Origin of the sequence: Myxococcus sp. CA033, assembly GCF_013336625.1 — a bacterium.
GTDB lineage: Bacteria > Myxococcota > Myxococcia > Myxococcales > Myxococcaceae > Myxococcus > Myxococcus llanfairpwllgwyngyllgogerychwyrndrobwllllantysiliogogogochensis.
Genome location: NZ_JABUMU010000005.1, coordinates 108,380 through 122,919 on the forward strand (window position 1 = coordinate 108,380; position 14,540 = coordinate 122,919).

7 protein-coding genes are annotated in these 14,540 nt (G+C 65.4%); 4 read left to right on the plus strand and 3 right to left on the minus strand.

Annotation, left to right across the window (positions count from 1 at the left end):
- Positions 1 to 218: 218 nt before the first annotated feature.
- Both HUA78_RS15550 and HUA78_RS47710 read right to left on the minus strand, forming a co-directional pair.
- Entirely contained in the window at positions 219 to 1,025 is an 807-nt protein-coding gene (locus tag HUA78_RS15550; RefSeq protein ID WP_174476603.1) for a LytTR family DNA-binding domain-containing protein, read from the minus strand.
- Entirely contained in the window at positions 1,022 to 2,212 is a 1,191-nt protein-coding gene (locus HUA78_RS47710; protein WP_174476604.1) for a histidine kinase, read from the minus strand. Before HUA78_RS47710 ends, HUA78_RS15550 begins: the two co-directional genes overlap by 4 nt.
- Positions 2,213 to 3,772: 1,560 nt before the next feature.
- On the opposite strand from HUA78_RS47710, the gene HUA78_RS15560 reads away from it, so the two are divergent.
- The 3 genes from HUA78_RS15560 to HUA78_RS15570 all read left to right on the plus strand — a co-directional run bounded on the left by HUA78_RS15560 (position 3,773) and on the right by HUA78_RS15570 (position 11,360).
- Positions 3,773 to 8,989: an RHS repeat-associated core domain-containing protein gene (locus HUA78_RS15560; RefSeq protein ID WP_174476605.1), complete on the plus strand. Its 5,217-nt coding sequence runs from the start codon at positions 3,773 to 3,775 to the stop codon at positions 8,987 to 8,989.
- Between the two features lie 713 nt (positions 8,990 to 9,702).
- Positions 9,703 to 10,461: a 2OG-Fe(II) oxygenase gene (locus tag HUA78_RS15565; protein WP_174476606.1), complete on the plus strand. Its 759-nt coding sequence runs from the start codon at positions 9,703 to 9,705 to the stop codon at positions 10,459 to 10,461.
- A 44-nt stretch (positions 10,462 to 10,505) separates the two neighbouring features.
- Positions 10,506 to 11,360, plus strand: coding sequence for a nucleotidyltransferase domain-containing protein (locus tag HUA78_RS15570; RefSeq protein ID WP_174476607.1), 855 nt, complete (start codon positions 10,506 to 10,508; stop codon positions 11,358 to 11,360).
- Positions 11,361 to 11,371: 11 nt separating this feature from the next.
- On the opposite strand, the gene HUA78_RS15575 is transcribed toward HUA78_RS15570, so the two are convergent.
- Entirely contained in the window at positions 11,372 to 12,796 is a 1,425-nt protein-coding gene (locus HUA78_RS15575) for a M1 family aminopeptidase (protein WP_174476608.1), read from the minus strand.
- A gap of 218 nt (positions 12,797 to 13,014) precedes the next feature.
- Here HUA78_RS15575 and HUA78_RS15580 point away from each other — a divergent pair, with 218 nt between their 5' ends.
- A complete protein-coding gene (locus HUA78_RS15580; protein ID WP_371745589.1) occupies positions 13,015 to 14,445 on the plus strand; it encodes an FAD-dependent oxidoreductase in 1,431 nt (476 codons plus the stop codon).
- Positions 14,446 to 14,540 lie beyond the last annotated feature (95 nt).

Below are 14,540 nucleotides of genomic sequence, written 5' to 3' on the forward strand. Positions count from 1 at the left end.
CCACGTGCGGGGCGCGACGACGCACCGGCGAGTCACGACACTTGATGGAGCTGCGGTGAACGGGCCACGTGTCGGGCGACTACGCACCGACGAGTCGCCGTTCGGCGATCGCGCAGGGAGACGACGCGCCGACGACTCTCGACACATGACGGCGGGCGGCGAACGAGCAACGCGGCTCGCAAGCAGGGCGAGGGGGGCCATACCGCGAGCAGCACGGCTCAGCGCAGGTGTTGGAACTTCTCGCGGTGACTGCGAGCGACGCGCAACTCCGTGCCGCCGGTGAGCACCACAACCAGGTCCCTGCGCCCCTCGCTGCGCAGCTCACGGATGCGACTCGAGTTGACGATGGCCGAGCGGTGGATGCGCATGAAGCGCTCCGGGTCCAGGCGAGCCTCCAGGCCCTGCATCGTCTCGCGATGGAGGTAGGCCTTCCCGCCCGCGTGAATCTGCACGTAGTAGTCGGCGGCCTCGATGTATTCGATTTCGTCCACGTCGAGGAACACCACGCGTCCCGAGTCGCGGATGGCGAGCCGGCGCACCCACCGCTCGAGGGGTGCGGGCGTGGGCGCCGGGACGGGAGTGCCCTCACGCTCGCCGTAGGTGGAGAGCACGGACATCAGCCGCTGACTGAGGTCGGACATCCGCGTCAGGCGAATCTGGGCCTTGGCGCGGCCAATGGCGTCGTGGAAGCGGTCGTCTCGGAAGGGCTTGAGGAGGTAGTCGAGCGCGTGGATGTCGAAGGCGCGCAGGGCATAACGGTCATACGCGGTGACGAAGATGACCGCGGGAACCTCGCCAGGCCCCAGGTGGGAGAGCACCTCGAAGCCATTGAGCTCCGGCATCTGCACATCGAGCAGGACCAGGTCCGGCCGCTGCTCGCGGATGAGACGCACGGCCTCCGGGCCGTTACCGGCCTCGCCCACCACGCTGACGTCGGGGTCCGTTGCCAGCAACAGGCGCAGGCCCTCGCGAGCCAGGGGCTCGTCATCCACGACGAGCGTGCGAATGGCGGCGGCCGCGTTCATGACGCGAGCGCCTCTGACGCAGCGGCCTGGAAGGGCAGCTCCAGACGGGCGCGCACGCCGCCTCCGGAGCGGTTCTCCAGCGTGAAGACCTGTCCTTCGCCGTAGAGCTGGTGCAGGCGAGCGCGCACATTGGCGACCCCGATGCATCCGTCATGCTGGTCCCAGCCTGGAGCCAGCCCGGGGCCGTCATCAAGCACCTCCAGCACCAGCCGCGAACCCTCGCGCGAGGCACGCAGCTCCACGCGTCCCGCGCCGGAGCGGGTGGCGAGGCCATGCTTGATGGCGTTCTCCACCAGCGGTTGGAGGATGAGGCTGGGCACGAGCGCACTGAACGTGGCGGGGTCGATGGCGCGCACCACCTGGAGCCGGTCCTGGAAGCGCGTCTGCTCGATGTCGAGATAGCGCTCCAGGAAGTCGACGTCCTCGTGGAAGGGAACGAGCTGGCGGCCCGTGCTGTTGAGCGCCATGCGCAGCAGCTCGCTGACACCGGTGAGCATGCGGATGGAGCCCGTGGTGTCCTGCTTGCGCACGAGGACGGAGATGGCGTTGAGCGTGTTGAAGAGAAAGTGCGGATGGAGCTGGGCGCGCAGCGCGTCGAGCTGCGCATGGACCAGTCGCGTCTCGAGCTGGGACTGGGCCAGCTCGCCCTCGCGGTAGCGGCGGTGGTATTCGACGGCGGAGCCAATGGCGACGATGCCTCCGTAGATGAGCAGGCTCGTGACAACGTACTTGGCCATCAGCAGTGGCAGCAGCTGGCCCAGTGTGCCGTCGCTGATCAACCTCTCTCCCACGGCCCGGGAGAGGAAGTAGATGAGCGTCGCGTAGGGAACCATGACCGCGGCGAGGGAAGTCAGATGGACCGCGAGACTCCGGTGCCAAACGCCGCGCTCCAGGCGAAACCGCCGTCCAAGCGCGAGGATGAGCGGAGTGACAAACGCCCAGTACTGCCAGGGCGGCACCTGCATCACCAGCGCCCGGGTAAAGGGGTACGTGGGGTCCTTGGCCTGAGCGTAGAACCACGTGTGGCTGGCGGTGATGATGCCCGGCACGGCGAAGATGAGCATCAACCACGGCAGGCTGCGAACCAACTCGCGCAGCGCGGGCAGCGCGGACGCGGAGGGAGCCGGCCGTCGTGTCACGGCGGAGGACAACAGGACGGGGCTCGCGGCGGGAGAGGTAGATTCCACGACCCGTGGATTCTACGCCCGAACCCGGGCCACATCCGAGAGGGAGCAGCCAACGGGCTCCGGCGTGCAGCGAACGGGCGTGCACGGTCCTGCGTCCCTGCAGCCCCTGCCAAAACCGTGTCGTCGCCTCCTCGTATGCCTTTCCCTCTTCCGATCCCGACTTCCGAAGCCGTCAACTTGAATCTTTGACAACAGGTCAGGCCCTGCCCCACCAGCGCCTCGGGAGCCTCCAATCCGGGCATCGCGTCCACCAATAGGGTCCTACGCGCTGGGACCTCTCCGTTCGAGATGGAGACTCCACCAGTCACATCCACTTCAACCATGGAAGAGACCTGAAACATCATGAGACACCATCATTGTCGACGGCACCAGACCACGGCACTTCCAAGGAGTTCTTGAGTCCCACCGTCGAGTCCACCCCGCATTTTTGCGCCGTCCCTGAAATGCAAATAACCTAAAGTCTATTGACATGTTTCTCACAGTTCGATTCTAAATGCACAAACAGCCTGGGAGAGTGGGCATGAGGTTGAGCATCAGAAGTTGTCAGGTGATGGGGTTGTTCGTTTGGATTATCCTCGCGGCGTGTGGCGAAAAATCGACTACCAGTGAAGCCAGCCCTTCCCCCTCCGCGCCCATCGTGACAGAGCACCGAGCCCTAAAGGCAGGCACCGGGCACAAGGCGCTCGGCGAAGACTGTGGCGAGGGCTCACACTCGGACTGCGCTTCGGGCCTGTGCCTACATGCGACAAGCCAACAGGCTGCTGGGAATGAAGCTGCCTATGTCTGTAGTCGGATCTGCCAGACGCCTTCAGACTGCCCCTCTAACTGGCACTGTCAGCAACTGCTCCCTTCGACGACTGAGAAAATCTGCGTACCTCTGTCCCGATAGTCAGCGCCAACTCTACTTCGCGTGCGCAGCGACTAAAACAAACCGGTTACTTCCAGACCGTCATTCACAGTCGCTCCTGGCGACTGATCTTCCCGACACAACTCCGGCCGAGCCCTTTCGGTTCCACCCCTGGATTGCGAACAATGCTTTTACATTCACGTCTCGGCCTTCTACTCATCCTGGCTTGCACTCTAACGCCGCTGCTCAGCCACGCCCAGAACTCGTGTGACGGCAGTAAGTTTGGTGCGGCGTTCTGTCGTGACAACGCAATCGTAGCTTGCCACTGTGACGGGAAGGTGGGGGGGGGCAATGAGTTTCTGAACCATCCCCTTGATGGATACTACGACCCAGAACTCCACACGGCGTTTTCGGTATGTTGGGCCCATGGACTATTCCCCGGAGAAAACTGTAGCGATTACAACCTTTCCGAATCAAGCTGCGATGAGGCCTGCTTCAATCCGCCTCCAGACTGCCAGGACGGCAAGGCATGCAGCTGCGGCCCCAATGGCGAGAAGCTTCCCGTCATTGGCGACCCAGTTCATGCGACCACGGGTGCGAGTATTCTCGTCGAGACGGACCTAAACATTGGTGGAAGCAGCGCGACCACCAAGTTCACCCGTCGCTACACCTCTTCGCCACTGACATGGCTCATAGAGGGACTTGTGCGCTCAGTGCCCAAGCCATTTGGCAGCAGCCTGTCCAACTCGAACTCACTCAACTGGTGGCACGACTACTACAGCTTCGTCTACGTCTCCTCCACCAAATGGGCGGTCGTCAAGGAGTCAGGCGCAGTAACGCGCTTCACGCCGTGCCTGGGGATTCCTTGCATGGCAACACCCTCAGGAGGCTCTCTCAGCAAGCGCGAGCGGTTGCAACGCACCTCGACTGGCTTCATCCTAACGGATGCGAATGGGCGCAAGCGATACTTCGAAGCGAAGCATATTGAAACGGGAGGGAGCCGAGAGCGCTACTTCCTGAGCAGAATCGTCGCCAGGAATGGCGCGCAGGAGGCTGTCCTCACCTACGCTGCTCCCTCGGGACTCATCTGCCCGGCTGGCAGCACGGGTAGCACTGCAGGCGTGCCCTACCTCTCATCTGTCGCAACACCTTCCAGCGCACTGGATTTCCAGTATGCCCAGCTCATCTCGAGCTTCGGTACCGAGTGCGTCGTCCGCAGCTTGACGCGGCGAGGCGAATCCGCTCCGGGTGTCATGTATACCTACGCGCAAGACTCCAGCAGCGTGGAGCGACCTGGACTGCTGGCGCAGGCCACCCTGGCAAGCAAGACCCTCGCATACAGCTACCTCAGCTCCGCGCTGGAGGCATCGGTAGGTACAGTGCTGGTAACGCGCCATGACTACGCCGCCAGCGTCGGTGGCGCCCCTCCGGCTGTCTCCGTTGCATCCGCGCCTGGCGAGCAACTGACCTTGGGCGCACTGACGACGTCCACTTGCCAACCCGGCAGTGACTGCTGCGGCGTACAGCCCCAATCTCGCACCGCCACCGACGCCTTCGCGGGACGCGGTGACGGGCTGTCGGGTGCTTCGGGCTTCGTCCGCATTCACGAGACGCTCACCAACGCGGCCCAGACGACGTCCCCCCGCCTCTACCAGACAACGGACTCATGCACCACCGCCGGCGCCTGCAGCCCCGGAACGGATCGCTACGAGTGGACCTGTGCCGCTGGCGGCCTGCCTGCCCATGAAAAGGCCCGCAAGGACAAGCGAAACTTCTGGGAAGTCTACACTCATGCCCCCCCTGCGTCCGGCACGGGAATGCCCGCCTCCATGCTCGAGAGAACGAGCGTCAAGCGCGGCGCCTCCGACATGACAGGCACCGGAGCCCTCGAAGAAGAATCCTTCAGCTACACCTATGGCCCCCAGGGAGAGCAGTTGCTCGCCTCCTCGGAGAAGCCCAGCCTGCTGGGCACCTCCGGCCAGAAGGCTCGCACGTTCCACCGCTACGACTCCACGGGACGACTCGAGGCCACCATCCAGTCCGGCTGGACACGCGTCTTCGATTCGGCCACGGGCGCATGGAGCAGCCAGCAACGTTGGATTGGCACCTTCTTCTTCACCACCCGCACCGGCGAATCCACGCCGGACGCCTTGGGCCGCACTCTCGAGCAGCACGGCCCCTGCCTCGTTGTCAGCGAGGCCGCCACCGACTGTCCCTCGGCCCCCCCCTTCCCGTTGACGCGCAACTACTACTGGGCAGACACCGAGACCTCGCCCCGCCGGAACCAGCTGCGCAAAGTCGCCACCTACCCCGCAGGCCCCTCCAGCACGGCCATCGAAACGGCGTACAACGCCTATGACGCCAGCGGCCACATCACCGAATCCGTCGACGCCAACGGTGTCACCACCCTATCCACCTACCAGGACAACCTGCTGCTGACGCAAGCCATCCGCGTCACTGGCCAGCCCGATGTGGTGACGACCTACGGCTACGACGCAGCAGGCCAGCAGACATCCATCCTCTACCCTGAGGGCAACTACGAGGTGTTCTGCTATCGCCAGGGCACTTCGTCGGGCTGTGCTGGCGGCACCCTCACCAACAAGTTGCAGTGGAAGGCCAAATCAGCCTCCTCCACCGCGGCCAGCTGGTCCGAGAAGGTGACGTACTCCTACTGGCCCGACGGAACCCTCAACGAAGAGCGCTACCTCGACGCCTCCGGCAACACCCGAAAGGTGCTCTCCTACGCTGCGGATGCCCACAAGCGCACCACTTGGCAGAAGACGGGCAGCGGCATGGGGAGCTTCATCTCCACCAAGGGCTATGACGCCTCTAACAACCTCTCGGGTGAGGGCAAGGCCTTCAATTCGCCCCCTGCGTGGTGTGCTGTCGACAGCACCGGCCTGCCCACTTCAGCGGCTTGCAGCGCCATGCTGTACGACGGCGCCAACCGCCTGCTGCGCCTGGACGAGCACCCCACCAGCAGCACCACCACCCGTACCTGCTTCAAGCATGACGCACACGGCAACCTCACCAGCGTCGACGTCGGCGTACCCGCCACCACCGATTGCGCCACTGCCACGCCCTCCGCCAAGGCCTCTCACTACCAGTCCGATGACTTCGGGAACCTGGTGGAGGCAACCCTTGCCGCGACTTCCACCAGCCCCATTCGCTTCACCTACAACGCACAGGGCAGCCTCCTGGTGAAGCAGACACCCGCAATGGCTGCGGCCCACGTCCGCGACCACCTTGGCTATACCTATGACGCCATGGGCCGCCTGCTCTCGGCTTCTCACTTCTCCCCGCTCGTCACTGGTGGCGCCGAGGGCCTCTACGCCATGGCCTATGACTCCTCCGCCTCGATTCACTCCTCCTGCGGCTCCCTTTCCAACACCCTGGGCCGGATCCTCTTCCGCGACGACTCCTTCGGCCGAACCTGGCTCAGCTATGACGCCTGGGGGCGCACGCTGAAGGAAGTCCGTCTGCGGACCGGCACCACCTCCTGCAGCGGCACCACTCCCTACCAGGCCCCCCACACCCTCTACACCTACAGCCTCAACGGCAACCTCACCCAGGTCACCCACCCCTACGGCCGCACCGTCTCCTATTCCTACGGATCTGGTGCCCTCACCGACCGCATCTCCAGCGTCAACGTCCTCACCTACGGCACCGGTGGCACCACCACTTCCACGCCCCTCATCTCTCAGGCGGCGTGGGAACCCTATGGCAGCCTTCGCGGCTATCGCACCCACTACGCCTCATCCGGAACCGCTGGCAGCGTCGAGTACGCCTTCGGAGACAACGCCTCCTCGTCCCCCTCTTCCTGCCCCGCCTCTGCTCCGTCCATTTCCTCGGGAGACGCCACCGGCCGCATCCGCGCCCTCTGGGTGTCCTCGCTCGCCTCCGGCGCCAGCTTCACGCCGGGCAGCGGCAACGGCGCCGTCCTCAAGCAACTCTATACCTGGCAGGCGGACCAGCTCGTCCGAGCCGACTCCTGTCTGTTGGGCGCATCCTCTCCTCGCACCGAGACCTACGGCTACGATGGACAGCTCCGTCTGACGAGCGCCTCCGGCACCCTCTCCACTCAAGGCGGCGCGTTCACCTCTCGTGCCCTGGGCTTCGATTCTCGCGGCAATCGCACTTCCGAGTCTGGCGAAGCCAACTCCTGGTCCCTCACCTACTACTTCAGGGACCAGCTCAGCTGGCGAGACTCCACACAGTCCAACTCGAAGCTCGGTCGCCACTACTCCTACGACGCCGACGGCCGCGTCACGGCTGTAGGGTCACGCAGTGGAACGGGAGCCCTCGGAGGCGTTACCGCGTTCTTCATCGACTTCGGCGTGGGCCCATCCGCCAGTGGCGCAACGGACACCGTCTTCAAGTCCGCCACCGTTAACGGCCTGACTTACAACTACTTCTACGACGCCCTCGGCAAGCGCCGACTCAAGTCCTATCCCACTGGCATCAGCGACGAGTACTTCCATAACCTCGACCAGGGGATGCTCGTCGACCAGGGCAACCTCTACACCTTCGCCTCCACCATCCACCCTGTCGACGAGTACGTCTGGCTTGACGGCCGTCCAATTGCTCTCGTCCGCGGCAAGCTCGATACCTCCTGGGCCCACCTCTCCGACAACGCCAGCGACTGTTCGCGTCTCGGGGAGGCTGCCTCTTGCGGCATCTATCACCTCGTCACCGACTATCTCGGCAAGCCCGTCCTCATGCTCGACTCCCAGGGCCGGGTCACAGGCACGGGCGAGTATGACACCTCGGGCCACGTCAACCGCGTCAGCGTCGACTTTGAAACCGCTCACCCCTACTCCACCGCCACTGCAGCCTTTGGCGGCATCATGAAGCAGCCCGCCGTCGCCGGCACGTCCCTGCAGCAGCGCATCCTCTTTGACAGCTTCGACCTCTTCGACGAGTCCGTCCAATGTACCCTGGGCGAATCTGCGGACAGGAGCGACACCCTTCACCTCAAGGACGTGGCTTCCAACTCCAACCTCCTGGTCATGGGACCCTGGGACACCGGCGTCGGCCGCGCCTGGTCTTCATGGTTGACCCCAGGCACCTCCGGCATCAGCGCATCCATCAACAACACTGGCATCGCCTTCTGCTCCGCCGGCTATGACTGCAGCGGCATTCAGTGCCTGCCTGTTTGCACCTGTTTCACCAATCAAACCACCAAGAAGAACCAGGGCGCCATCATCTCCGCCTATGAGTATCGCCGGTTCCAGACGGGGGCCGCGCCCTTCTGGACGCCCCTGCGACTGCCTGGCCAGTATCACGACGTCGAAACCGACCTCTTCGAGAACTGGAACCGATTCTATGACCCGAGCATCGGCGGGTACCTGCAGCCAGAGCCGCTCCTGAAAGACCCACGGTGGGTCGCAAGCAGTGCGAAGCGCGGGACCGCGAGCGTGTCGACATACGCATACGGAGCAAGTAATCCCGTGCACAACACGGATCCGAGCGGCCTCTATACTCTCGCGGGGTACTGCCAGAACTGGGACCAGGGATTGCGGAGAGCAAGGCAGGTCGCGGGCTGCAGAGAGGTGCCCGAAGATACGGATGATAGCTGCGAGTGCCAGAAGGCGCTCGACGAGGCAGGGCTCGGTGACTGCGACATTTGCGAAATCCTCACCAATGGAACCTGGCCAGTCGTTGACATTGGAGACAGAGATAGCAAGAAGGATCCGCTGCCCCCGAGGCCGATATCTGACCTGCCGTGGGGATATACAGACCTGGGACCGGATGGAATCCGCGTGCGTGGAGTCCGTTTCCGCGCCGAGGCCTGCCTCGACACGGAAGAACTGGCAAGGACAATGCTGCATGAAGCCGCCCACGTCTGCTCAGAGAGAGTTCGCAGCCGAGTGGGAGAGTATACTCCTGGAGGTGGCGCCCGCGGTATCGAGACGAAATGCTTCAAATGAAACGACTCGCGTACGTTGGAGGTCTGTGCCTCAGCCTGGTCGCCTGTAAACCCCACGAGAATCGAGCCCCACGAGACGCAGTCTCGGCGGATGCCTCGATTTTCAAGAGGGAGTGTCGAGCCGATCTCATTTCGGTGGGACCGGATGGCTGTGAATATGCGTGGGGCAAGTCCGAGAAAGAGGGCGAGAGCTTCATTCATGAATCCGGTCGAGTAAAAGTGCGCTGTGGTGAGAGACATACCTTCTGTGATGAGCACAGGCTGTGTGAGTGTTCCGATGCAGGATTGTAAGGCTGCCTGAGCCATCGAACGGGTGCCCTCGTACCGTGCGAGGTGTCACCCGTTCGATGGCTGCGTTACTTCGCGACACTCCGGCACAGCTTTCCGCAGCGCAGTCCACGTCGACTGACAGGCGGGTTCCTTCGCCTGGGCACGGAATCGGGTGTGGATGGCGACGATGAAGCCCTGCACACGGCCATCGCCGAGCAGCAGCACCGGCAGGTGGCGCACCGGCTCGCGCGGCACGGACGCGGAGGGCGCTGGCTGAAGTGTCGGGGTAAGTTGCACCGCCCGTGAAATGATGGCCAAGCCGGGACCGCCTCGAAACTGTGCAGCGAACGGGCGCGCTCGCATCCTTGCCTGGAGAGCGGGAATCCTGGTCGCCTGGCAGGTGGCGCGTCGGCGCTCGAGGCCTGTGGTAGTGGAGGAGCATCCGTGAGCGTCGCGACCCTCGATGAAGGCCCCCTGCGGGGGCCCAGCTTCTTTCTCAGCCGGACAGCCCTCCGAGCGCTCGCGCTGGCCCATCGTGACTGCTACGGCGGTGCTCGACCCCATCCCCACGTCGTCATCGACGGCTTCCTCGGAGAGCCGCTGGCGACCGGACTGGCCGACGTCTTCCCGGGAGCGACCGAGGCCACCTGGAAGCGCCGGGACCACCCGGAACAGGCGGCTCGCCTGGGACAGCTTCAGCGCAAGGCGTTCGAGGACGTGCCCGGAGCGCTCCGGCACCTGCTCTCGGAGTTCTCCAGCATGTCGTTCATCGACTTCCTGGAGACCCTCACCGGCGTGCAGGGGCTCATCGCGGACCCACACTTCCGGGGCGCCGGGCTGCACCTCACGTTGCGCGGGGGCCACCTCGCGCTGCATGCCGACTTCAACCGCGACCGCTTCCGCGCGCTCTCACGGCGACTCACCGTCCTCTACTACTTGAACCCCGGCTGGGAGTCCGCGTGGGGCGGCGACCTCGAGTTGTGGAGTGCCGACCTCTCCCGATGCGAGACGCGCATCGCGCCGCTCCTGGACCGCCTGGTCGTGATGGCCCATGGCGACACGCACTGGCATGGCCACCCCGCCCCACTGGAGTGTCCGGAGGGCCGGGGGCGCGCCGCGGTCGCCGCCTACTTCTACACCGCGCAGGAATCCCCCGACGCACCAGAGGCCCACAGCGCCATCTGGGCACCGCCTCGTCCCTAGCTCGCCAAGACATCCTCCGCATGCACGGAAGGAGAGTAGGCCTCATGCAGGACCCGCGAGAACTCGCACGTGAAGTCGCGGAGCGTCTTGGGCGAATCAACGGCGTCCTCGCCGTTGTGCTCGGAGGCTCCCAGGCACGGGGAGACGCGGACGCGACGTCCGACATCGACCTGGGCATCTACTACCACCCGGAGCGTCCTCCCTCCCTGCTCGAGCTGCGCGCGCTCGCCCTGGAAGTGGACGACCACCACCGTGCTGATGCCGTCACCGACCTGGGTGGCTGGGGCCCGTGGATCAATGGGGGCGCCTGGCTCGACATCCGAGGCGTTCGCGTGGACTGGCTCTACCGGGATGTGTCGAAGGTGGAGCAGGTCATCGCGGACTGTCGGCAAGGCATCTGGACCTCGCACTATCAGCCGGGCCATCCCCATGCCTTCCACAGCCACATCTACATGGGAGAAGCGCACCTCGCGCGGCCCCTTTTCGACCCTCACGGAACCTTCGCCAGACTCCAAGCGCTGACGACGCCGTATCCCGAGGCGCTGATGAAATCCATCCTCCAGCGCGCTGTCTGGGAAGCCGGCTTCGCGCTGGAGACGAGCCACAAGGCCATCGGGCGCGGTGACGTCTTCTACGTCTCCGGATGCTTCTTTCGCTCCGTCGCCATGATGGTCCAGGCGTTGTTTGCCCTCAACGCCCGCTACTGCATCAACGAGAAGCGCTCGGTCCCGTTGGTTGCTGACTTCCCCGTCGCTCCCGCGCACTTCTCAGCCATCGTCACTGAAGTCCTCGCGTCCCTTGGGGCGGACGCCAGTCACTTGCGGCCTCGCCTTCACGCCCTGGAGAAACTGGTCGCGGAGACAAAGGCCCTGTGCCAGGCGAAGTTCCCGGAGCTGTAGCGCGGCGCACGTCACGGCTTGGGCCCCGACGTGATGGGCGACGTGGCGGGGACGCCCAGCCCTCGCAGCCAGCCCTGCGCGAGCGGCCCGGGGTCATGGCCCGTCTCTGATTTCACGAAGTCGAGCAGTTGCTGCATGCGCGCGGCCTTGCCCACGTGGAGCTGGTAGAAGCGCGCCAGGACGCTGTCCAGCGCGGCGGTGCCCACCTGCTTCTCCAGCTCATGGAAGAAGAGGCTTCCTTTCAGATAGGGCAGCCCAGAGGCGAGCGGGTGCGTGCTCATGTCAATCGCATTGCACGTGGCGTCCGGCAGGACCACCGTGTCGCGCCGGACCACCAGCGCCTCGAGCGTCTTGCGCCTCGACTCCCAAAGCTTCGCCTCCGCCTCCTCGCCCTCGGTGGCGCGCACCGCGCGGGCCGTGAGGTAGTCCGTCGTCCCCTCCGAGAGCACGAAGTCCTCCCAGCACTGGATGCGCACCCCATTCCCATACCAGCCATGCGCCGCCTCATGGTGATGCACCAGACTGTCCCCCATCGACTCCGAAGCCAGATGCCAGAACGGATGGTGCTCCATGCCCCCCTTGGCCTTGGGCCCCCAGTTCGCCGACACCGAGCCGACCTTGTCGCCAAAGGTATACGGCCCATACCGCGTCTCGAAGAAGTCCATCGCGTCCCGCAGGTGGCGCGTGCCCGCCAGTGCGGCCTCTTCCTCGCCCGGCAGATACCAGACGGACACCTGCGTCCCCGCGCGCGTGGCGCCCAGCGGTCGCTCCGTATAGGCCCCCACGGCCCATCCCAGCATGTACGCCGGGACATCGCCCGCGACCTGCTTCGGATACACCGCCACCTGCCCCTCCGGCAGGTCTCCGAGCCGCAGCGAGAACGTCACGCCGTCGTCGGGTGAGGGATGGCAGGGGAACAGGTTCCCGCAGAAGGCCGGCCACGTGTACGTGGTCCCCGTGCGCCGGTACCCGTCGGTCTTCTCCGTCGAGGAGAACGTGTAGTCGACGACCACGGTGGTCGCCCACTCCTGCACACCGATGTCGAGCCGCCCGTCCTTCACGGTGTACTTCAGGTCGCCGCAGCGCCCCCGCACACCGGTGATGTTCAGCGTGCCCACCATCAACGACAGCCCCGGCTCCTTCGACTCACCCACCTGGAGCGTGGCCGTGCCGCGCATCGCGCCCAGCTTCACGTCCAGCGCCGTCGCGATGAGGTCGCGCGTCAGCCCCTCCCGAGGTGGCGGCGCGGGCAACTGTCCCACGGCGTCACAGAGCTGGGGGCACGCGGAGAGGGCCCCGCCCTCCCCTGGCGTGGAACAGACCTGGGCTTCCCGGAGCCCGGCCCTGGACAGGTCCGAAGGCTCCCCGCACTTGCACGCGCCCATGCCACCCATGAGCAGCAGGAGGATGGCGGTACTCGGAATGACACGCTTCATGATGTGAACTCCCTGGAGACTGAGAGCGCCCTCCGTCAGCTCACCAACACCCTGCTGGACATGACACGCATCGCGGCGAAACCGCGCACGCGGCTCCTCGAAGCAGACATCCTCCGGTAGCACCTCCACCCACTGCCCGGATGTCAGACCACCGACGTGGAATGCCTCGGGCCAGGACTTGGACCGGAGAGATATCCTCTCACAACAGGAGCATGAACATGGCGGGGCGCGGATTGGGCGGTGCCGTGGTCATCGGCGGCAGCATGGCGGGACTGCTCGCCGCACGGGTGCTCGCGGACCACTTCGAGAAGGTCATCCTCGTGGAGCGGGACCTCCGAGCGGAGGGGCCTGTCCCCCGGAAGGGCCTCCCGCAGGGGGTGCACCTCCACGTACTGCTGGATACGGGCCGACGCATCCTCGACCAGTCCTTTCCAGGCCTCTTCGAGCAGCTCCAGGAACAGGGAGCCGAGCTCATCGATTCGAGCCGCGACGTCGCCTGGCACCACTTCGGCGTCTGGAAGAAGCGCTACACCAGCGGCATCCCCCTGTTGCTCTGCACGCGAACCCTCCTCGAGTGGAACGTGCTGCGCCGGGTGAAGGAGCGGCCCAACGTGGAGTTCCGCGAGGGTTGCTCCGTCGAGGGCCTGCTCGCCGACGAGCGCGGCGGTCGCGTCACGGGCCTCCGCGTGAAGTCAGCCCAGGGCGAGGAGTCCTGGGAGGCGGACCTCGTCGTGGATGCGAGCGGTCGGGGCTCGCGCATGCCTCAATGGCTGGAGGCACTCGGCCATGCGCGTCCGGAGGAGGAGCAGGTCCACGTGGACCTCGCCTATACCTCGGGGCTCTACGCGCCCCCGCCCCGCTTCCACCGCGAATGGAAGGCGCTCATGCAGTACCCCCGCCCTCCCTCGACCTGGCGCGCGGGCTTCATCTCCAGCGTGGAGGGTGGCAGGTGGCTGGTCACCCTCAATGGCTACTTCGGAGACCACGCGCCCACCGAGCCCGAGGGCTTCCTCGAGTTCGCCCGCTCGTTGAGCCGTCCGGACCTGTACGACTACCTGCGCGACGCCAGGCCCCTGGGGCCCCTCACCACGCACAAGGTGAAGGACACCCGCTGGCGGCACTACGAGCGGCTGGCCCGGTTTCCCGAAGGACTGGTGGTCCTGGGAGACGCCGCCTGTGCCTTCAATCCACTCTTCGGCCAGGGCATGTCCGTGGCGGGACTGGGCGCGGAGCTGCTGGACACCTGCCTGCGCGAGCAGGCCCACCGTGGTGACCTCACCGGCCTCGCCCAGCACTTCCGGCGGCGACTTCCCGAAGTCATCCGGCTGCCCTGGTTCATGAGCACGAGCATGGACCTCCAGTATCCACAGGCCACGGGCGAACGGGCCCCAGGCCTGGGCGCGCTGCATTGGTACATCCGTCAGTTGATGGAGCGCTCATCGACCGACGCGGGCGTCCATCGCCGGTTCAACCGGGTGCTCCATCTCCAGACCGGATTGGGAGCGGTCCTCCACCCCTTCGTGGCCCTGCCCGTGCTGACCCATGGGGCCCGGTCACTCGTCGTGCCGCTCCAGCGACTGGCGAATACCGAGACACGACCGCCACCTCCGGAGCCCATGAGCCTGAGCACCCCGCCGCGCGATGAGTGACGCGGTGTGCAAGCTGGCGCCCTCGGAAAGCGGCACGACGCTGCTCCCTCTCCTGAGCCAGCACCGCCTTCGCCGGACGCGATATCCAGCGGGTC